The organism is Pseudonocardia sp. 73-21 (assembly GCF_001899645.1).
Classification (GTDB): domain Bacteria; phylum Actinomycetota; class Actinomycetes; order Mycobacteriales; family Pseudonocardiaceae; genus Pseudonocardia.
In genome coordinates, this window is sequence record NZ_MKVV01000071.1 from 83,689 (window position 1) to 104,115 (window position 20,427).

At 73.6% G+C, this 20,427-nt stretch carries 17 protein-coding genes and 1 tRNA gene; 11 read left to right on the forward strand and 7 right to left on the reverse strand.

From position 1 onward, the window contains the following. Positions 1-16 precede the first annotated feature (16 nt). Together BGP03_RS22890 and BGP03_RS22895 are read left to right on the forward strand one after the other, a co-directional pair. Positions 17-104 (forward strand) — tRNA-Leu (locus BGP03_RS22890). A 1,509-nt stretch (positions 105-1,613) separates the two neighbouring features. Next, on the forward strand, positions 1,614-2,819 hold the full coding sequence (locus tag BGP03_RS22895; protein ID WP_298796951.1) for a plasmid pRiA4b ORF-3 family protein: 1,206 nt from the start codon (positions 1,614-1,616) through the stop codon (positions 2,817-2,819). A 260-nt stretch (positions 2,820-3,079) separates the two neighbouring features. Here BGP03_RS22895 and BGP03_RS22900 read toward each other — a convergent pair whose 3' ends face one another. After that, positions 3,080-3,592, reverse strand: coding sequence for a hypothetical protein (locus BGP03_RS22900; protein ID WP_296374720.1), 513 nt, complete (start codon positions 3,590-3,592; stop codon positions 3,080-3,082). Between the two features lie 156 nt (positions 3,593-3,748). Between BGP03_RS22900 and BGP03_RS22905 the strand changes: the two genes are divergently transcribed. Further along, entirely contained in the window at positions 3,749-4,801 is a 1,053-nt protein-coding gene (locus tag BGP03_RS22905; protein WP_298796949.1) for a winged helix DNA-binding domain-containing protein, read from the forward strand. 237 nt (positions 4,802-5,038) lie between these two features. On the opposite strand, the gene BGP03_RS22910 is transcribed toward BGP03_RS22905, so the two are convergent. From BGP03_RS22910 to BGP03_RS22920, 3 genes are read right to left on the reverse strand one after another with little or no spacing between them, the layout of a single operon-like run. Continuing rightward, the gene (locus BGP03_RS22910; protein ID WP_298796946.1) at positions 5,039-6,304 is read right to left on the reverse strand and encodes a cytochrome P450; all 1,266 of its coding nucleotides are present in this window, start codon (positions 6,302-6,304) and stop codon (positions 5,039-5,041) included. Next, the gene (locus BGP03_RS22915) at positions 6,301-7,422 is read right to left on the reverse strand and encodes a nitronate monooxygenase (RefSeq protein WP_298796943.1); all 1,122 of its coding nucleotides are present in this window, start codon (positions 7,420-7,422) and stop codon (positions 6,301-6,303) included. The genes BGP03_RS22910 and BGP03_RS22915 overlap by 4 nt, the downstream gene beginning before the upstream one ends. Then, positions 7,422-9,524 (reverse strand): acetate--CoA ligase family protein, encoded by a 2,103-nt coding sequence (locus BGP03_RS22920; protein WP_298796941.1) that lies wholly within the window; start codon positions 9,522-9,524, stop codon positions 7,422-7,424. The genes BGP03_RS22915 and BGP03_RS22920 overlap by 1 nt, the downstream gene beginning before the upstream one ends. Positions 9,525-9,604: 80 nt before the next feature. On the opposite strand from BGP03_RS22920, the gene BGP03_RS22925 reads away from it, so the two are divergent. From BGP03_RS22925 to BGP03_RS22935, 3 genes are all read left to right on the forward strand, one after another. After that, positions 9,605-10,204: a TetR/AcrR family transcriptional regulator gene (locus BGP03_RS22925; RefSeq protein WP_296374710.1), complete on the forward strand. Its 600-nt coding sequence runs from the start codon at positions 9,605-9,607 to the stop codon at positions 10,202-10,204. 78 nt (positions 10,205-10,282) lie between these two features. Further along, positions 10,283-11,329 (forward strand): MBL fold metallo-hydrolase, encoded by a 1,047-nt coding sequence (locus tag BGP03_RS22930; protein WP_298796939.1) that lies wholly within the window; start codon positions 10,283-10,285, stop codon positions 11,327-11,329. Then, entirely contained in the window at positions 11,326-13,683 is a 2,358-nt protein-coding gene (locus tag BGP03_RS22935; protein ID WP_298796937.1) for an acetyl-CoA acetyltransferase, read from the forward strand. Before BGP03_RS22930 ends, BGP03_RS22935 begins: the two co-directional genes overlap by 4 nt. Before the next feature lie 333 nt (positions 13,684-14,016). On the opposite strand, the gene BGP03_RS22940 is transcribed toward BGP03_RS22935, so the two are convergent. Then, the gene (locus BGP03_RS22940) at positions 14,017-14,181 is read right to left on the reverse strand and encodes a hypothetical protein (RefSeq protein ID WP_296374704.1); all 165 of its coding nucleotides are present in this window, start codon (positions 14,179-14,181) and stop codon (positions 14,017-14,019) included. A gap of 392 nt (positions 14,182-14,573) precedes the next feature. Here BGP03_RS22940 and BGP03_RS22945 point away from each other — a divergent pair, with 392 nt between their 5' ends. After that, positions 14,574-15,029, forward strand: coding sequence for a cupin domain-containing protein (locus BGP03_RS22945; protein ID WP_298796936.1), 456 nt, complete (start codon positions 14,574-14,576; stop codon positions 15,027-15,029). 11 nt (positions 15,030-15,040) lie between these two features. Here BGP03_RS22945 and BGP03_RS22950 read toward each other — a convergent pair whose 3' ends face one another. Both BGP03_RS22950 and BGP03_RS22955 read right to left on the reverse strand, forming a co-directional pair. After that, a complete protein-coding gene (locus BGP03_RS22950; RefSeq protein ID WP_296374699.1) occupies positions 15,041-15,259 on the reverse strand; it encodes a ferredoxin in 219 nt (72 codons plus the stop codon). Further along, positions 15,256-16,485: a cytochrome P450 gene (locus BGP03_RS22955; RefSeq protein WP_296374697.1), complete on the reverse strand. Its 1,230-nt coding sequence runs from the start codon at positions 16,483-16,485 to the stop codon at positions 15,256-15,258. Before BGP03_RS22955 ends, BGP03_RS22950 begins: the two co-directional genes overlap by 4 nt. Before the next feature lie 76 nt (positions 16,486-16,561). Between BGP03_RS22955 and BGP03_RS22960 the strand changes: the two genes are divergently transcribed. The 4 genes from BGP03_RS22960 to BGP03_RS22975 all read left to right on the forward strand — a co-directional run bounded on the left by BGP03_RS22960 (position 16,562) and on the right by BGP03_RS22975 (position 20,311). Further along, positions 16,562-16,933: a hypothetical protein gene (locus BGP03_RS22960; RefSeq protein ID WP_298796932.1), complete on the forward strand. Its 372-nt coding sequence runs from the start codon at positions 16,562-16,564 to the stop codon at positions 16,931-16,933. Beyond that, a complete protein-coding gene (locus BGP03_RS22965) occupies positions 16,930-17,313 on the forward strand; it encodes a limonene-1,2-epoxide hydrolase family protein (RefSeq protein ID WP_296374693.1) in 384 nt (127 codons plus the stop codon). The genes BGP03_RS22960 and BGP03_RS22965 overlap by 4 nt, the downstream gene beginning before the upstream one ends. A 174-nt stretch (positions 17,314-17,487) precedes the next feature. Then, entirely contained in the window at positions 17,488-19,797 is a 2,310-nt protein-coding gene (locus BGP03_RS22970) for a xanthine dehydrogenase family protein molybdopterin-binding subunit (RefSeq protein ID WP_296374876.1), read from the forward strand. A gap of 4 nt (positions 19,798-19,801) precedes the next feature. Next, positions 19,802-20,311: a (2Fe-2S)-binding protein gene (locus BGP03_RS22975; RefSeq protein WP_296374691.1), complete on the forward strand. Its 510-nt coding sequence runs from the start codon at positions 19,802-19,804 to the stop codon at positions 20,309-20,311. The last annotated feature ends 116 nt before the right edge of the window (positions 20,312-20,427 follow it).

Sequence of the window (20,427 nt, forward strand, 5' to 3'; positions counted from 1 at the left end):
ACTACAGCGCCCGCTCGTCCGAGTGGCGGAATGGCAGACGCGCTAGCTTGAGGTGCTAGTGCCCTTTAACGGGCGTGGGGGTTCAAGTCCCCCCTCGGACACCAGCTTCGGTGGCACACCACCATCGGTGGCATCGCCGCTGAGCACCGAGAGTTGTGCCTCCGCATCCCTCCCCGCTGATTCTCGACCAGGTCGGCACGGGTTCTGTCCCAGCCGCACGGACCGCAGAGCGATGCAGCTGACCAGGACGCGGCGGACGGTGGCCCGACAGACGGCGACGCTGATCCCATGAGCCCCCATCCAGCGCGTGGCCGACCCGACCGCGTCCCAGAACGGCTGATCAGTGCCGTCGTCCCCGGCCCAGCCCGGCCGACACCTCCGTTCGTCGTCCCGCTGCCCGGGCTTCCGGCACCGCCGCGGCCTCGGTCGGCCGAGCCGATCCCGATTGTCGGCACCGCGCGGGTCGACAGATCGGGGCGACTCCGGCACAGCGGCATCCTGCACGCCCTGCGGTGGCGCCCCGGCGAGGATATGGACGTCGACCTCACCGAGGCGTCCGCTGACGACGTCACCGCACTGCTGATCACGCCCGCACCGATCAGCACCGGCCCGTCGCGGCCGACCGGCGCCACATGCCGCCCACGCACCGACCCACCTCGTCCTGCCGGATCGACGCCCGCGGCGCGATCACACTACCGGCCGCAGCTCGCGCACACTGCCACATCACGGTCGAGTCGACCGTCGTCCTCGTCGCGGACCCTGCCGCGAACCGCCTCATCGTGCTTCCCACTGCGACCGCGGCTGGGCTGCTCATGAGCGTCTCGACGCTCCTCGCCCCGGATGCCGACCCGCACCGACGGCCCAGCCGGGACAACCACGAAGGGCATCGGGATGAGCGCTGACCCGGCCCGGATCGCGATCGCCCGTGACGTCCTCGCCCACCTCGGCATCACTCTCGCCGACCTCAACGCCGCTGAACGCGCCGCGAGCGACCAGCCTGCCGGTGGGCGCGCCGTCGGCGGCACGCCCACAGCTGCGGGTCCGGCGTCGCTGGGGGTCTCCGCGCGGTTCGCGATCCCGACCGTGAGCTCCTACCTTCCGCGCGTTCGGGCGGCGGCCGGCCCCGGCGCGAACCACACCTACGGCAGCTACTGGACGATGATGGACCGCCTGTGGGGCCTGTCGCGAGGGCGGCGACCTCGCCCTGTGGGTGGCCGACCTCGACGTGGGCAACTGCCTGATCCGGCTGCAGGAGAAGGGCGGCACCCTGCGCTGGCAGCCGGTCAGCCTCGGCCGGCAGCTGCCCTGGGTCGCCACGCACGGCGTCTCCACCCATTGGTTGCGCCACACCACCCTCACCTGGGGTCGAGCGCCACTTCGGCTACGGCAACGTCCGCGCCTACGCCGGGCACACCGACAGCATCGGACCCGCGACCACGACCTGCATCAAGGCCGACATCCACGCCGTGGCCACGGCACTGGCGGCCATGACGGGCCAAGCTCATCCACTGGCTGCACCAACTCATTTCCTCCAGCACATGGAAAGTCCGCGGCCACGTTGAGGGGGGAATCGCGTGCTCGGTCGACGTCTGGCCGTCGGTAGGGTCCGCGCCATGCTGCAACGCGACCAACGTTCGGGCCGCTCGATCCGGCCCCGCGATCACGAGAGCGCGGGTGATCCCGCCGCGGAGGAGGAAGAGGCGGCCACGCCCACACCGGCCGTTGTCGACGCGGCACGTGGCTGCCTGCTCCTCACCCGAGCCCGTGCCGTGGCCGCGTTCGTCGGCGCCGGCCGTACGGTCACCGCGAAGGCGGTGCTGCGCCGCGCCGACATCCCCGCGGCATGCGCAAGTGCCGGGTTGCCCGACCCGGGCCGGGTGGTCAGCGCCGCGCACGTGCCCGCACTGCACCGGGCCTGGACCGCCGCACAGGGTGGCGGCCTGCTGACCGTCGGCGCGACTCGGGCATGCGCAGACACGACCACCTACGACCCGATCGACCAGTGGCGGCACGGCGTCACCGCCGTCCTGCGTGCCGAGTCCGACGACCCCGGACGCCACGGCGCCATACTGGTCTGCGCCGCCGCTCTCGACGTCCTCACCACGACACCCGGCCTACCCGACCCCCAGTTCGGCGACGCCCTCGACGGCGTGCTGCACCTGCTGCCGCTGCGCGATCAGATGACGATCGGGTACGCGTTCCGCCGCGGCCTGCTGCCCGAGACCGGTGCGATCGAGGTGCTCGCCGAGTGCGGCGCCCTCGATCCCGCGACCCGTAAGGTCACCGCGCTCGGTCGGTGGGCCCGACCCGAACTGGATCGACCTCCGGCTCCCCGCACCGCGTGGACCGAGGACGACGTGCTCGAACTGCGGATCGACCTCGACCGGTTCCGCCCACCGGTCTGGCGTCGAGTACGGCTGCCCGCCGCAACCACCCTCACCGAACTCCATGAGATCATCCAGGTCCTGTTCGAGTGGGACGGGGACCACCTGCACGTCTTCACCGTCGACGGCATGCACTACGCCGACCCGTTCCACGAGCTCCAGGAGTGCGCCGACTCCGACCAGCTCACCCTGGCCGAGGCGCTGCCCCGAGCCGGCGCCCGGTTGTCCTACCGCTACGATCTCGGCGACTGCTGGGACCACACCGTGCTGCTCGAGACCGGCGGGCCGCCCGCCACCCCGACCCGGCCCACCTGCGTCGGCGGCCGGGGAGACGCGCCCGTCGAGGACTGGCCGGACGAACAACCGCCCCCACCCCGCCTGTTCGACCTCGCCGCCCTCGACCGAGCTCTGGCCAGGCACGTGAGCCGCACATGACCGAGCTCGCGACCGCACCGCCCAACACCGCACCGCCGGGCACGGCAGCGACGAGCCATGGCGAGGAGGGGCCGTGATCGCGCAGCCCGGCCTGATGACGGATCCGCTCGACCCCGCTAGCGTCATCCGCATGAACCCCTGCCGTACGCAGGGGTGCAACGCCTGCGAGTTCGAGTCCCCCTCGGACACACATCAGGACCGTGCTCCCTCGGATGGTCGAGCGAAGATCGGGCCCGCGGACGTCGGCGTCGAGACCCGGGTCAGGTCCCGAGGAAGGGCGCCGAGTCCCCGGTGATCCACCCCGCTCCGCCGGTCCACCGGCGGGACCCGGCCGGATCGCGGCGCTCCATCTCGTCGAGCAGACTGCGGCGCAGGTCCCGCAACCGCTCCACGGTGGCCACCTCGCGCGCCCGGCCCAGCTGCTCGTGGCTGCGGCTCCACTCGCGGGCCAGCCGCCACCCCGCCAGCGCCACCCCCAGCAGCACGAGCGGCACCCCCACCGGGCCGAGCACGATCGTCAGGCCTGCGCCGACGAGGACGGACGAGCACCCGAACAGCGCGCACGAGACGGTGTCGCCCAGCACCTGACGCCCGGGATCGCGGCGGGCCAGCACGAGCCCGCCCGCCCCGAACAGCATCGCCGCGGCGACGAGGAGGACGCCGAGTCCGGTGCTGAGGACCGAGAGCCCGAGCAGACCGGTCACGAGCGCGGACGTCCCCGCCGCCACCCGCACGACCACTGGTACCGGGCGCCCGCCCATCGGCCACGTCATGGCCGGTAGGTACCCCGCCGCCCGGTGGCCAACCGCACGATGCCGACCGGAGACCCCGACATTTCCTGGCGCGCCCCGGCCCCTCACCGTGCTCCACGCCGGGGCCGGTGCCGGCGTCGGCCCGGGATCACCGATCATGGCCGTGGCGGAGGTGCGGTGGCGGAGCGGGTGCTGTCCTGGCAGGAGCTCAACCGGGCCGTGCTGGCCCGGCAGCTCCTGCTGGAACGGGCGCCGCTCACCCCGGTCCAGGCGGTGGAGCGCCTCGGCGGCCTCCAGACCCAGTACGCACCCTCGGCCTACGTCGGGCTCTGGCCACGGCTGGCGGGCTTCCGCCGCCCCGACCTCACCGACGCGCTGACGGACCGGCGGATCGTGCAGGGCTGGGTGATGCGCAGCACGATCCACATGGTCTCGGCTGCGGACCACCCGCTGCTGACCGAGGCCGTCCGGGAGCAGCGCCGTCGCCTGTGGCTCCGTACCCCGGCGGGTGCGGAGGGCATCGACATGGCCGCGGCCGTGGCCGCCGTCCGGTCCCACCTCGCGCGGGGTCCGCTGCGGCAGGCCGAGATCGTCGCCCGGCTCGACGCCGACGGCTTCCCCCGGTCGACGTTCCAGGGTGTCCAGCTGTGGCTGGACCTCGTGCGGGTGCCGCCGGCCGGCACCTGGGACTCGCCCCGCGCACACGTGTACGGCCTGGCGGAGGACTGGCTGCGGCGTCGGGCCCCCGTCGACCTCGCGACCGCGGAGGAGCTGCTGGTCTCCCGCTACCTGCGGGGGTTCGGCCCGGCGAGCCCCGGCGACGTGGCGCGCTACGCCGGCTGGTCCGTGTCCGAGGCCCGCGCGGTGCTCGGCCGGATGCGGCTGCGCACCGCGCGCGACCCGGACGGCACGGCGCTGGTCGACCTGCCCGGCGCCCCGCGTCCCGACGGCGCGACCCCGGCGCCGGTGCGCTTCCTCTCGACCTTCGACGCCGTCCTCCTGCTGGGTCACGCGAAACGGGCCCGGGTCCTGCCCACCGAGCACCGCGACAAGGTCTTCTCCACGAGGATCCCGCAGTCGGTCCCGACGTTCCTCGTCGACGGCCGCGTGGCGGGCACCTGGCGCCTCATCGACGGCCGTGTCGTGCCGACCCCGTTCGCACCACTCCCGTCCACTGTGCGCCGCGCCGTCGCCGAGGAGGCCGAGCGGCTGACGGCCTTCCACGACTGAACAGCGATTGCGCCCGCTTAGGGCGCCGGGAGGGCCGGGTCCGCGCGCCCGCGTCGGGTCCCTCCTACCACGCGGTCGAGCGGCCCGACGCGGAGAACCGGCCGGTGGGCGGCGAGGTCGACTTCATGGAGCTCCACGGCGCCGTCGCCGTCGCCGCGACACCGTGGCACAACTGGGCCGTCGAGTGGACGCCCGACCACATCACCACGTTCCCCGATGCAGGTGGACCGGGTCCCGCTACGACACGTACACCGGCTGAGCCCAGCGCAGCGGCAGGCTCGTCAGCCCGTTGATGAAGTTCGACGTCAGCCTCCGCGGCTCACCGTCGAGCTCCACCTCGGGCAGCCGGGTCAGGAACTCCGTGAAGAACGCGCGCATCTGCAGGCGTGCGAACCCCGCCCCCAGACACACGTGCGGGCCCTGCCCGAAGGCCATGTGCTCATTGGGCGTTCGGCCGACGTCGAAGCGGAACGGGTCGGGGAAGCGGCGCTCGTCGCGGTGGGCCGACACGTGGTAGACGACGACCTTGTCCCCCGCCGCGATGTCGACGCCCTGCAGCGTGACGTCCTGCGCGGCGGTGCGGCGGAAGGTGAGCACGGGCGGGTGCCAGCGCAGCATCTCCTCGATCGCCGACGGGAGCAGCCCGGGGTCGGCACGGAGCCGCCGGTACTCCCCGGGGTGCTCGACGAGCGCGAGCACCCCACCGGGCAGGGCCGTCCGCACGGTGTCGTTGCCGGCCACCGTCAGCAGGAAGAAGAACATCTGCAGCTCGGTGTCGGTGAGCGCCTCGCCGTCGACGCGGGCCTCCACCAGCGCGGTCATGACGTCGTCGGCGGGGTGGCGGCGCTTGTGGTCGGCCAGCTCCCCGGCGTAGGCGAACATGTCGGCCAGCATCGCCGGGGAGCGCGGGTTGACCGGGGTGCCGTTGACGTCCCGGACGACCTGGGTATCGCCGCTGTGCTCGTCGTCCTGGTAGCCGATGACGCGGTTGGTCCACTTCAGCAGCAGGTGCCGGTCCGACGCCGGGACGCCCATCAGCTCGGCGAGGTTCGTCAGCGGGAAGTCGTCGGTGACCTGCGCCGGGAGGTCGCAGCGGCCGTCGGCGACCACGGCGTCGAGCAGCGCCGCCGCGCGCTCGGCGACGGCGGCGGAGAACCGCTCCAGCCGGCGGCGGGTGAACGCGCCGGTCACGAGCGTGCGGACCCGCTGGTGCTCCGGCGGGTCCATGTTGAGGATCATGCGCCGGATGAACGGCAGGTCCTCGGCGTCGGCGTCGCGGATCTGGGTGGCGCCGAGCGAGGAGCTGAAGACCTCCGGCGTGCGCAGCACCCACCGCACGTCGTCGTAGCGGGTGATCGCCCAGAACCCGGGCCCGGCGGGCCACTCCCCCACGGCCGGCTCGGCCTGCCAGGAGACGGGCTCGTGGTCGCGCAGGTGCCGCAGCGCCTCGTGCGGCACGCCGCGGGCGAACACGGCGGGATGGAAGACATCGGTGTCCGTCACCCGCCCAGTGTGCCCAGCTCCCGGAGCCGCCGGGCACAGTCGTCGATGATCCTTCCGGCGACCTCCGCCGCCGGCCGCAGCTCCGCGAACGCCCCCACCACCTGCCCGATGAAGAACGACTCCAGCGCGGTGGCGCCCGGGTGGCCCCGGTCCGCGGCCTCGTCGATGCGCTCCCACGCCTCGCCGATCAGCATGGGCTGCAACGGCATCGGCAGCGGCGCCGGGCTGCCGGGGCGCTCCCACTCGTCGTGCCAGGCGCTGCGCAGCTGGCGCGCGGGCTTGCCGGTGCGCAGCGGCGAGCGCAGGGTGTCGGAGCTGGTGGCGGCCAGGAACTTCCGCTTCACCGACAGCGGCGTGATGTCCTCGTGGGTCGAGAGCCACACCGAGCCGCACCAGACCCCGGCCGCCCCGAGCGCCAGCGCCGCCGCCATCTGCCGCCCCGACGCGATGCCGCCCGCCGCCAGCACCGGCACGTCGCCGGCGATGTCGACGATCTCCGGGGTGAGGATCATCGTGGCGATGGTGCCGGTGTGGCCGCCCGCCTCGGTGCCCTGCGCCACGAGCAGGTCCACGCCCGCGTCGAGCTGGCGGACGGCGTGCTCCGGCTTCCCGACCAGCGACGCCACGACGACGCCTGCGGCGTGCCCGCGGTCGACGAGCGTCGGCGGCGGGGTGCCCAGGGCGTTCGCGACCAGCGCGATCGGGTGCGCGAACACCACGTCCAGCAGCGCGGGCACGCCGCTGGGATCGAGGTTGACCGCCAGCTCCCCGTTCGACGTCGGCGGTCGACTCGCCGGCGGGATGTCGTAGCGCTCCAGCAGCCCCTCGACGAACCGCACGTGCTCGTCGGGGATCTGCGCGCGCAGGCTCGCCACCAGGTCGCGGGGGTCGCCCGCGGCCTTCTTCCCCGGCACCAGCAGGTCGACCCCGTAGGGCCGGCCCTGGACCTGCCGTTCGATCCACGTGAGCTGGGCATCGAGCTCGGCCGGGGTGTAGGCGGTGGCCGCCAGCACCCCCAGGCCGCCGGCCCGGCTCACCTCGGCCACCACGCCGGGCGAGCGGTTGAACCCGACCAGCGGTGCCTCGATGCCCAGCAGGTCGTTCAGCGCGGTGCGCATCAGGCGGTCCTCCAGGTGACGACGGCGTCCAGGGCCTCGACGGTGGCGCCGTCGACGCGCAGCGGGTTGACCTCCAGCGACTCCAGCTCGTCGCCGAGAGCCAGCGCGAGGTCCCCGATCCGGGCGACGACGGCGGCCACCGCGTCGACGTCGGCGGGCGGGCCACCGCGCACCCCGTCGAGCACGGCGACGGTACGCAGACCGCGCAGCATCGCGGCGGCCTTCGCCGGCGCCACGGGCAGCGGGGACAGCACGGAGTCGTCGACCACCTCGACGAAGATCCCGCCCAACGCGACGGCGAGGATCGGGCCCCACTGCGGGTCGCGCACCACACCGACGAGCAGTTCCGTGGCCGGCCCGCGCATCGGGGAGACGAGCACGCCCTCCACCGGCGCCCCGCCCGCCGCCCCGGTGACGGCGGCGTGGGCCTCGCGCACCGCGTCGTCGCCCCGGACCCCGAGCCGGACCCCGCCGATGTCGCTCTTGTGCAGGATCCCCGGCGACACGATCTTCAGCGCGACGGCCCCTCCGATGTCGGCCGCGGCCTTGACGGCCTCGTCCGCCGACCCGACGAGCCGGGCGGGCACGACCGGGATCCCGGCGTCGGCCAGCAGCCGGCGGGCGGCGTCCTCCGACCACGCCCCGTGGCGCGCGGCGGCCTCCGGCACCGGGACGGCGGCCCTGTCCGACGGCGCGGCCGGGAGCGACGCCGACGACCACCACGCCACGTTGCGCAGCGCCACCACGGCCTGGCGCAGCCCGGGGATCGCGTACGGCACCCCGCCCGCGGCCATCACCGCGCGCGTGTGGTCGGTGATCGGCTGCAGCACCTGGTTGACGTAGACGACCGGCACGGCGGCCTGCGCGGCACCCGCGCCGATGGCGTCGACGAACACCTGCCCGCTGTAGGGGCGCCCGTCCGACACCCACGGCAGGGTGTTGACCACGGCCACCACCCCGACGGACGGGTCGTCCGCCATCGCGGTGATCGTGCGCGTGAACAGGCCGGGGTCGATGATCGCGGCGCCGGTGACGTCGAGCGGGTTCTGCACGGTGCCGTAGTCGGGCATGGCGTCGGCGAGCGCCGCGCGCGTGGGCCCGGCGAGCTCGGGCAGCACCATCCCGAGATCCTGGGCGCGGTCGGCGATGATGTCGCACGCCCCGCCGGAGATCGACACCACGCCGACGCCGGGCCGCGCGAGCCGCCCCAGGTGCGCGGCGGCGCCCGCCGTGATCAGCATGTCCTCGATGGAGTCCACGCGGATCACGCCGAGGTCGCGGAACACCGCGTCGATCGTGGCGTCGTCGCCCACCAGCGCCCCGGTGTGGGCCGCGGCTGTGCGCGCGGAGAGCTCGCTGCTGCCCGCCTTCAGCACGACCACGGCCTTGCCGGCCTCCGCGGCGCGCCGGGCGGCGCGGGTGAACACCGCCGGGTCGCGCACCGTCTCCATGAAGATCGCCACCGCGCGCGTGGCGTCGTCGTCGACGAGGTGGTCGAGCACGTGCCCCGCGGTGATCATGGCCTCGTTGCCCAGCGTGACCAGGTAGGACAGGCCGACGCCGGCGACGGTCGCGAAGTCGAGCATCGCGCTGGAGCTGGCGCCGCTCTGCGACAGCAGCGCCACGGGCCCGGCGACGCGCGGCAGCCCCGGCACGGACGTGACGGGGATCTGTGCGGCGAGGTTGGCGAAGCCGAGGTGGTTGGGGCCGAGCAGCACCATGTCGAGCGACTCGGCGTGGGCCACCAGCTCGTCCTGGGCCGCCCGGCCGTCCGGCCCGGCCTCGCCGTAGCCCGACGACAGGATCACGGCGTTGCGGATGCCGGCGGCCGCGGCGTCGGACAGGGCGTCGAGCGTGGCGGCCTGCGGCACCATCAGGTAGGCGACGTCGACGGGCTCCCCGATCTCCGCACACGAGGTGACGGTGGCCCGGCCGTGGGTCTCCGCACCGCGGCGGTTGACCAGGAACGTGCGGTCGGCGAAGCCGAAGTCCACGAGGTTGGTGTAGGCGAGGTGGGAGAACAGCGACTTGTTCGCCGCCCCGACCAGCGCGATGCTGCGCGGGCGGAACAGGGACTCGAGCCGGCCGGACGACAGTGTCATGGGATCTCCTGAACGGCATCCGTCAGTAAGCCGGACCGACGCTATAGTGACGGGTACCGTCTAGCAAGTACCGGAGAGACATGACCGCCACCGCCCCCGCCGGACGGCCCCGCGACCCGGAGGTCGACCGCCGGATCACCCTCGCCGCCGTCGACCTGTTCGGCGAGGCGGGCTGGGCCGGCTTCAGCCTCGAGGCGGTGGCCCGGCGCGCGGGCGTGGGCAAGGCGTCGATCTACCTGCGCTGGAGCACCAAGGAGAGCCTCCTGGCCGACGCGCTGGCCACCCGCATCATCGACATCGCCGACACCGACACCGGCACCCTGCGCGGCGACCTCGTCGACCTGGCCCGGCAGATGCTGCGCCTCTACCTCGGCGAGAGCAGCCGGGCGGTGCAGCGGATCAGCGTCGAGGCTCCGTCGATCCCGGGCGTGGCCCAGCGCTGGGAGGAACTGCGCGGGTCGCAGGTGCTGGCGGCCCGCGCGATGGTGCGCCGCGGCATCCGGCGCGGCGAGATCCCGGAGAGTGCCTCGGTCACCCTGCTGCTCGACACGCTGTGCGGCGGCGTCGCCATGCACGTGTCGTCCACCCCGGCCCACCTGCTGCCCCGGCTGGTGAGCGACGTCGACGACTACGCGGAGCGGCTCGTCGACTTCCTGCTGCGCGCCGCGATCGCGACGTAGCCCTCCTTGAACGCGGGACGGCGCCGGGTTACGGTCAGGACCGATTTACAGACGATGAACGTCTAGGAAGCGGGCACGGTGCAGATCACGATCACCGGTACGGCGCAGCACGCCGCGTGGCGGGAGCGGACGCTGCCGCCGGTCGAACGCCTGGACGGCGGGCTGTGGTCGGTGCCGGTGCCGATCCCGGACAGCCCGCTGCGCTACACGCTGTGCTACCTGCTCACCGCCGACGACGGGCTGGTCGTCGTCGACCCCGGCTGGGACACCCCCGGGGGCTGGACGGCGCTGCTCGACGGCCTGGCCACCGCCGGTGCGGCCCCCTCGGACGTCACGGGCGTCGTCGCCACCCACGTCCATCCCGACCACCACGGGCTCACCGCGCGGCTGCGCGACGCGTCGGGGGCCTGGGTGGCGATGCACCCCGCCGAGCGCGACTCGCTCCCGCAGCGCGCGGCCGTCGGGGAGGGTGGGCACCGCGACGCCGCCTCCGGCTGGTTGCGGCGCAGCGGAGCGCCGGAGGAGGCGATCACCGAGCTGGTGGGGGCCATCTCGACGAGCTTCGGCCCGGACGGCCACACCCGGCCGATGGCCGAGCCCGACCTCCTGCTCGACGACGGCGACCTCGTGCCGCTCCACGGCCGCACGGTCCGGGTGCTCTGGACGCCGGGCCACACCCCCGGCCACCTCTGCCTGCACCTGCCCGACGACGACCTCGTGCTCACCGGCGACCACGTGCTGCCCCGGATCACCCCCAACATCGGACTGCAGCCGCTGACGACCAACCCGCCGCTGGCGGACTTCCTCACGTCCCTGGACAAGATCGGTGCGCTGGACGGCGGTACGACCGACGTGCTGCCCGCGCACGAGTACCGGTTCCAGGGCCTGGCTCTGCGCACAAGGGCGCTACAACAGCACCACGAGCGCCGTTGCCAGGAGCTGCTCGCCGTCGTCGCCGACCTCGACGACCCGACGCTGTGGCAGATCACCGAACGCCTGACCTGGTCCCGGCCGTGGGCCGAGGTCGGGCCGATGCGCATCGGGGCGCTGGCCGAGACCGGCGCCCACGTCCAGTACCTCACCGACCGCGGTGACCTCCGCGACCCCGTCAGGAGCGAAGCATGAGCCTCGACCCGAACACCCCGGTTGTCGTCGGCGTCGGCCAGGCGTCGGACCGCATCGACGACCCCGGCTACCGCCGCCTGTCCGCCGTCGGGCTGGCCGCGGTCGCCGCGGCCGAGGCGCTGGCCGACTCGGGCGCCGATCCCGCCGCCGTCGCCGCGGCGATCGACACCGTGGCCGGGGTGCGCCAGTTCGAGATCTCGACGCCGATGGCGCAGGCTCCGCTGGGCCGCTCGGACAACTACCCGCGGTCGGTCGCGAACGCGGTGGGGGCCGCGCCGGCGCGGGCGATCCTGGAGGTGGCGGGCGGCCAGTCCCCCCAGCACCTGATCACCGAGCTGGCCGGGGCCATCGCGGCCGGGTCGTCGCAGGTGGCGCTGGTGTTCGGCTCGGAGGCGATCTCCACCGTCCGCCACCTGGCCGCCCGGGAGGACAGGCCCGACTTCTCCGAGCACGCCGAGGGCGACCTCGAGGACCGCGGCTTCGGCCTCAAGGGCCTCACCTCCCGCCACCAGGTCGCCCACGGCCTCAGCGACGCGCCGAGCCAGTACGCGCTGCTCGACAACGCCCGCCGCGCCCGCCGCGGCGAGACCCGCGAGCAGTACGCCGCCGGGATGGGCGCACTCTTCGCGCCGTTCACGCGCGTCGCGGCCAAGAACCCGCACGCCGCCGCGCCCACCGAGCGCAGCGCCGCCGAGCTCGTCACGCCCAGCGAGCGCAACCGGCCCATCGCCGACCCCTACCCGCGCTACCTGGTGGCCCGCGACCAGGTCAACCAGGGCGCCGCCGCGCTGCTGATGTCGACGGCCGCGGCCGACCGCCTCGGGGTGCCCGCCGCGAACCGCGTGTACCTGCACGGCCACGCCGACCTGCGCGAGCGCGACCTGCTCGAGCGCCCCGACCTGGGTGCCGCCCCCGCGTCGGTGGCGGCCGCCCGGCACGCGCTGGAGGTCGCCGGGATCGGCGTGGACGACCTCACCACCATCGACCTCTACAGCTGCTTCCCCGTCGCCGTCTCCGCGGTCGCCGACGGTCTCGGGCTGGCCGCCGACGACCCCCGCGGCCTGACGCTCACCGGCGGGCTGCCGTTCTTCGGCGGCGCCGGCAACAACTACTCGCTGCACGCCGTGGCCGAGACCGTGCACCGCCTGCGCGCCGCACCCGGCAGCTACGGGTTCGTCGGCGCCAACGGCGGCATCCTGAGCAAGTACTCGGCGGGCGTCTACTCCACCACGCCGGTGGAGTGGCGCTCCGACCGCAGCGCCGACCTGCAGGCCGAGCTCGACGCCGGACCCACCGTCTCGCAGGCGGTGACGGCCGACGGCTGGGGCACCGTCGAGACCTACACCGTCAAGCACGGGCGGGGCGGCGCGCGCACCGGCGTCGTGGTCGGCCGGCTGGAGGCCGACGGCCGCCGGTTCCTGGCGCTGACCGAGGGTGACGACGCCCTCGACCTCCTCTCGTCCGGAGAGCCGATCGGTACCCGCGTCCACGTCCGCTCGTTCGGCGTCGGCAACCGCGTCACGGTCTCCCGGGAGCGGATGGACGAGCTGCACCCACCGCGCGCGGCCGGGCTGCGCAAGAGCTACGAGCACGTGCTGGTGCGCCGCGACGGGCACCTGCTGGAGATCACGATCAACCGGCCCGAGGCCCGCAACTCGCTGCACCCCATGGCCAACGAGGAGCTCGACGAGATCTTCGACGCCTACTTCGCCGACCCCGACCTGTGGGTCGCGATCCTCACCGGAGCCGGGGACAAGGCGTTCTCCGCCGGCAACGACCTCGTCTACTCCGCCAGCGGCAAGCCGATGTGGGTGCCCAAGAACGGGTTCGCCGGGCTCACCAGCCGCCGCTCGATGCCCAAGCCCGTGATCGCCGCCGTCAACGGGTTCGCGATGGGCGGCGGCTGCGAGATCGCGATGGCCTGCCACCTCGTCGTCGCCGACGCGACGGCCCGGTTCGCGCTCTCGGAGGTGCGGGTCGGCCTCGTCGCCGGCGCGGGCGGGCTGGTGCGGCTGCCGCGCACGGTGCCGCCCACCGTCGCCACCGAGATGATCCTGACCGGGCGCCGCCTCTCGGCCGACGAGGCGCTCGGCTTCGGCCTGGTCAACCGGGTCACCGACGCCGGTGCGGCGGTGGAGGGCGCCCGCGCGCTCGCCGCCGAGATCCTGGCCGGCTCCCCGACCTCGGTGCGGATGTCGCTGCAGATCATGGCGGAGACCCGCGGCATCCCGGATGTCGTGGACGCCGTCACCTTCCCGTCCCCCGCCCTCGACGAGCTGATGGCCAGCGCCGACGCGACGGAGGGCGTGACGGCGTTCGCCCAGAAGCGCGCGCCACGGTGGACGAACCGCTAGGCCCACTAGTCGTCAGTGTCCTCACAACGGGAGTGGGCCGGGTCGCGGCGCGTGGGAGTGGGGGCGCTCGCAGCACCCGCGGCTCGGGCCGGCCGTCGAGGTGTCGGTCACCGGCGAGCACCCGCTGACGTCCGGTCTCGGCGGCTTCACGTTGGTGGACGAGGTGCACGGCGACCTGCGGCTCAGCTGGAGTACCTGCTCGCCGCCGAGTGGGCCACCGGCAGCGTCCTCACCATCGACGGCGGCCCGGGCCCGGGCGTCACGAACGCCTGAACGTCACCCGCCCCGCCCCGCCCGCAACCGTCACATGGAGTCGGGCGGGGGTCGGGCCCGTCAGGAGGAGCGGCGGCCGCGGGGGGCCGGGGCCGTCGCGCCGGCGCCCCGCTGCAGCAGCGCGGCGGGGGCGCCGTGGTCGGCGCGCAGGCGGCGCAGGTCCGGGTCCGAGGTCCAGAAGGACTCGAAGTCGTCGGGCGTGAACTTCTCCGCGACCAGGTGCATGGCGATGCGCGGGCCACCCGGAGAGGAACAGGTCCTTGCGGGCCGCGGACACGACGTCCTCGGCGCGGGCCAGCAGCGACGCCCGGTCCGACAGGTTGTGCACCAGCCGGACCTGCGGCGGCGAGGCGATGCCGGGCAACGCGTCGCGGAGGGTGTCGATCGACTGGTCGAACTCGCGGCGTCACATCGTCGCACCAGGCGCTCCGGCGGAGTCCGTCGACTTCAGCCGGACCGTGCCCAGCAGCGCGCCCTTGGTGACGCCGCCGTCCACGGCGAGCAGCTGACCGGTGATGGGAGCTCCCGGCCGCGAACGCCGCCCGCCTCCTGCGCCTGCCGTAGGCGCTTCCCATTCGTCCAAGCCCGGCCGCCCCCCGCGTCGCTACCGTCGCGGCATGGATGCAGACCAGGCAGGACGGCCGCCGGTCCACCTCGCTCCCGGGGAAGGGCGCCGGTACGACATGGGGCCGATCACCGCGGTGTTCAAGGCCGACGGGGCGGAGACGGTCGACCGGTACTCGATCTCGGAGTGGTGGATGGAGCCGCACACCACGGGCCCGGGCGCGCACACCCACCCGGAGGACGACGTCTTCTACGTCCTCGAGGGCACGATGACCTTCCTCGTCGGCGACCGCTGGATCGACGCGCCGGAGGGATCGTTCGTGCTGGCCCCGGGCGGCACGCCGCACGACTTCCAGAACCGCACCGACGAGCGGGCCGGGGCCCTCAACGTCCACACGCCCGGAGCCTTCGAGCCGCGCATGCCCGGCATCGTGGAGTGGTTCCTCGAGAACCCGCCCGTCGGTCCGGGGGCTGCTCCGTCCGCAGCGGGCGGGCCGCCGTCCCCCTGAGGGACGGCGTGTCAACCGGCGTCGATCTCCACCTCCCCGTCGAACAGCCGCAGGGCTCCCGACGGGCACGTGCGCGCGAGGTCGAGCAGGGCGGCGTCCGCCGGGAGCGTCGCGCCGGGCACCGGTTCGGCCAGCTCCTCGTCGTCGAAGCGGAACAGGTCGGGCCGATCGGCGACGCACCTGCCCGAGCTGATGCAGACGTCCCGGTCGATCTCGACGCGGTAGCTCATCCCAGCAGCACGGGGTACGAGCCCCAGTACGGCCGCGCGGTGGCGGCGTCGCGCCGGGGCGGGTTGTCGGGGTCGCGCCGGGTGCCGGCGGCGAACATCTGCTGCACCGCGCCGGTGACCAGCCCGAACAGGTGCGACCCCGGATCGGTGTCGGCGCGCTGCACCACGCCGGCGGCGAGGTCCTGGCCGATGCAGACGTGCATTCCCGCGGCGAAGCTGAGCCCGAACGGCGCGACGCCCGGCGGCAGCGTGCGGCGCGGGTTGAAGTCGGCCGCGTCGGCGCCGAACAGCGTGACGTCCCGGTTCACCGCCTGCAGGTCGATCACCACCGTGGCGCCCTCGGGGATGTCGATGCCCGAGCGCAGCGACACCGGGGCCAGGGCGCGGCGTCGTCCGGTGGGGCTCGACGGGTTGAGCCGCACGGTCTCGTGGATGCAGCGCTGCACGAACAGCGGGTCGTCCACCGCGGCGGCCGCGTCCTCGGGGTGCTCGTCGATCCAGCCGAGGATGTGGTCGATCGCGCGGACGAACGCCGTGGCGCTGGTGTGCGCGCCGGCCAGCAGGAAGAACGCGACCTCGCGGCGGATCACCTCGGGGGCCAGCGTCAGCTCGTCGGCGTGGCGCAGCAGCGTGGCCAGCACGTCGCGCGGGACCTCGACGTCCTCCCCCGCCGCCTCGCGGGCCAGCAGGTCGCGGCGCCGCGCGATGGACGGGGCGAGGAACTCCGCGTCCCAGTCGTCGAGGGCCTGGGCGATGACGCCACGCTGCACCGCCTTGTCCTTCGTGGAGTGCGCGAGCGTGGCGCCCTCGATGAACGACATCATGTAGGCGTAGAGCCGCTCGGTCTCCTCCGCCGTACCTTCGGGCCGGTCGACGCCGGCTGTGAGCGCGGCCAGGTTGAGCATCAGCTCGTGACCGAGATGCACGAGGTCCACCCGGCCCGCCGCCACGTACGGGGCGATCGTCGCGTCGGTGACGGCCGGGAACAGGTCGCGCTCGTAGCGCTCGAACACCTCCCGCCGGAACATCCGGTTCTCCACCCGTCGCCGGGAGCGGTGCTCCTCGCCGTGCAGGTTGACCAGGACGTCGGCCATCACGACCTCGCCCTCGTCGTAGAGCGACTGGCGCAGGTCCTTGCTCCGGTAGGCGTCCTTGGCGTCGGCGAACGTGCTGAGCACGACCGTCCGGTGTTCGGGGGCGGCTTCCTCGGCGGCAACTGCGGTCACGGCGGGCTCCTCCATCGGCGCGTTCCGCAAATTTAGTCGTTAGGGCACCCACGTCAAGCTGTTAGCGTCGCCACGCATGGAGACCATCACCCCGGACGGCTACGCGGACGTGGGGGAGGCCTGCCGCCGGCACGACCTGCAGCGGGCCCTCTACGACGCGGGCGGCGCGGTGATGGCCGACAGCCCGCTGGTGCCGCACGGCGCCGGGCACCGCCTGCGGCACCGGATGGAGAACCGGCTGTGCCGCCGCGGCACGTTGCGCTACGGGGAGAAGACGATCCTGCGCGACCCCGTGCGCGACACGCTCGCGCCGTTCCTCGCCGCCGGCCGCGCCGACCCGGACACCCCCGCGGAGCGCGGCCCGGCGTCGGCGCGCGACCACTTCGCGTCGTACCCGGTGGTCTCCAGCCGGCGAGCGGGCCTGCGAGCCGGACCATCGACCCCATGAGCAGCGAGATCGTCGGCCGCTTCCTCGACGCCGTGCACGCCCGCGACGCCGCGGCGGCCGCGGCCTGCTTCACCGCCACGGCCACCTACGCCAACGTGCCGCACCCACCTGTGGTCGGCCCGGGCGGCGTGCGCGGACTGCTCGCGCCGATCCTGGAACGGTCGTCGTGGGTGCACTGGGAGATCGTGACCGCGAGCTACACGGCCGAGCGCGCCTGGCTGGAGCGCGTGGACCGGTTCGTCATCGACGGCACCGAGTACGCCGTCGCGTGCAACGGCGTGGTCGAGGTGGATCCCGGGACCGGTCTGATCAGCGGGTTCCGGGACTACGTCGATCTCGGGGTCTGGCGGGCCACGCTCGGTGATGTCCTCGATCCGTGACCGGGGAGCGGCGAGCGGCACCGTCGTCGCACAGGTGGTCGTGCGGGGGTTCGAGCGCACCTTCTGCCGCTGGTGCGGACCTTCTTGCCATCCGGGAGAGGCGACGTTAGGTTCCTAACGTCGCTGTCTGTGACCGGCGGCACAGCCTGGACGAGGAGGTCCCCCGTGGGTTCCATGGTCGGCGCAGCGGTGATCCGCAAGGAGGATCCCGCCCTCCTGACGGGCCGCGGGAACTACGTGGACGACATCCGGCTCTCCGGCACGGTCCACATGGCGTACGTCCGCAGCTTCTCCGCGCACGCCATGATCGACGGGATCGACGCGGCCGAGGCCCGCGCGGTGCCCGGCGTCCTCGGGGTCTGGACGGCCGCCGACCTGGCGGGGATGCCGGCGAACCGGTCGGTGCCCGGCATGGAACGGCCCTGCCTCGCCGTGGACCGCGTGCGCTTCGTCGGCGAGCCGGTGGCCGTCGTCGTCGCGGAGGACCCCTACATCGCCGCCGACGCCGCCGGGCTCGTGCACGTCGACTACACCGACCTGCCGGTGATGGCCTCCGTCGCGGCGGCCACCGCCGCGGGCGCCGAGCCGATCCTGCCGGGCCTGCCGAGCAACGTCGTCCTCGAGCAACAGCTCTCGGCCACCGACGGCGAGGCCGAGCTGGCCGCCGCCCCGCACCGCCTGTCGCTGCACCTGGAGAACCAGCGGTGCGCGGCCGTGCCGATGGAGCCCACGGTGTGCCTCGCCGACTGGCAGGCCCAGGGTCTGACGCTGTACCTGACCACGCAGAACCCGCACCACAACCGCAACGAGATCGCGGTGATGTTCGGGCTGCCCCAGCACGAGGTGCGGGTGGTGGCCCCCGACGTCGGCGGCGGGTTCGGCGCGAAGGCGTCGTTCTACCCGGAGTTCCTGCTCTGCGCGGAGCTGTCGCGCCGGCTCGGGCGTCCCGTCAAGTACGTGGAGAGCCGCAGCGAGAACATGACCTCGATGGTCCACGGGCGGGCCCAGAGCCACGACATCGAGGTGGGCTTCGCCGACGACGGCGCGGTGCTCGCGCTACGCCTGCGGGTCACGCAGGACTGCGGCGCCTGGCCCGACACCACCGGCGTCGGCCTGCCGACGCTCACGTCGTTCATGGCCGGGGGCTGCTACAAGATCCCGGTCCTCGCGCCGAGCTTCCGCTCGGTGGTCACCAACACCACGCCGGTGGGCGCCTACCGCGGTGCGGGGCGTCCCGAGGCCGCGTACATGATCGAGCGGGTGATGGACGCGGTCGCGATGGAGCTGGGCCTCGACCCCCTCGACGTGCGGCGGCGCAACTTCATCCAGGCCGCCGAGATGCCCTACGCCACGCAGTTCGAGGGCATCGTCTACGACGAGGCCGACTACCCGAAGGCCCTGGAGAAGCTGCTGGGCCTCATCGACTACCCCGCGCTGCGCGCCGAGCAGGAGGCCCGCCGGGCCGACCCGTCGAAGCCGCTGCTGGGCATCGGGTTCTCCACGTTCGTCGAGATGGGCGGCTTCGGCCCCACCCCGCTGTTCGAGCAGTTCGGCTACGTCGGCGGCTGGGAGTCGGCCAAGGTGCGCCTGAGCACCGACGGCTCCGCGGTGGTCAGCGTCGGCACGAGCCCGCACGGCCAGAGCCACCAGACGGCGTTCGCGCAGATCGTGTCCGACCAGCTCTCCATCCCGTTCGACCGCATCAGCGTCATCCACGGCGACACCGCCACCGTGCAGGAGGGCATCGGCACGATGGGCAGCCGCGGCATCGCCGTCGGCGGCTCGGCGGTGTTCAAGGCGGCCAACAAGGTGCGCGACAAGGCGATCAGGATCGCGGCACACATGCTGGAGGCCGACGAGTCCGACGTCGAGCTCGTCGACGGGGTGTTCGCCGTCCGCGGGACCGGCGGCCCGAGCGTCACGATGGCCGAGGTCGCCATCCGCGCGATGAAGCCGCACCTGCTGCCGCCGGACGTGGAGCTCGGCCTCGACGAGACCGCGCACCACGAGCCGTCGAACCTGTCCTATCCCTCGGGCGCGCACTGCTGCGTCGTGGAGATCGACCGCGGCACCGGCCGCGTCGACGTGCAGCGCTACGTGGCCGTCGACGACTGCGGCGTGGTGATCAACCCGTTGACGGCGAAGGGCCAGATCCACGGCGGCATCGCGCAGGGCATCGCGCAGGCCCTGCTGGAGGAGGTCACCTACGACGCCGACGGCCAGCCCACCGCGGGCACGCTCGTCGGCTACACGGTGCCGAGCGCGATGGACCTGCCGCCCTACGAGACCGACCATCTCGTGACTCCGACGAGCTTCAACCCGTTGGGGGCCAAGGGGTTGGGCGAGTCCGGCGCCACCGGGGCGCCGCAGGCCGTCGTCAACTCCGTGATCGACGCCCTGAGCCACCTCGGGATCCGCACCATCGACATGCCCTGCACGCCCCAGAAGGTGTGGCGCGCCATCCAGTCCGCGAACGGGAGCTGACCCCATGTCCCACCACAAGGTGACGATCACCGTCAACGGCTCCCCCACCACCGACGAGGTGGAGTCCCGCCTGCTGCTCGTGCACTACCTGCGGGAGACCCGCCGGCTCACCGGCACCCACGTCGGCTGCGACACGTCCAACTGCGGCGCCTGCACCGTCATGCTCAACGGGCGCACGGTGAAGTCGTGCACCGTGCTCACCGTCGCCGCCGACGAGGGCGAGATCCTCACGATCGAGGGCCTCGCCGAGCACGGCGAGCTCTCCCCGGTGCAGGAGGGGTTCCGGCAGTGCCACGGCCTGCAGTGCGGCTACTGCACACCGGGCATGGTCATGGCCGCCACCGGCCTGCTCATCGACGAGCCGCACCCCGATGACGCCGCCATCCGCGAGGGCATCGAGGGCAACCTGTGCCGGTGCACGGGCTACGAGATGATCGTCGACTCGGTGAAGTGGGCGGCCGAGAACGGCGGTGCCGGGTCCGCCGCCCACGCGCACGTCGAGAAGAGCCGCTGACCGAGGTCCATGATCGCCGTGCGCCGTACGTGGGTGCCCTGCGGAGGGCGGCGGATTCAAGGAACGGTCGCAACATCCCTCTGATCTGAGGTGATCTTGATGAATACGTTCCGAAC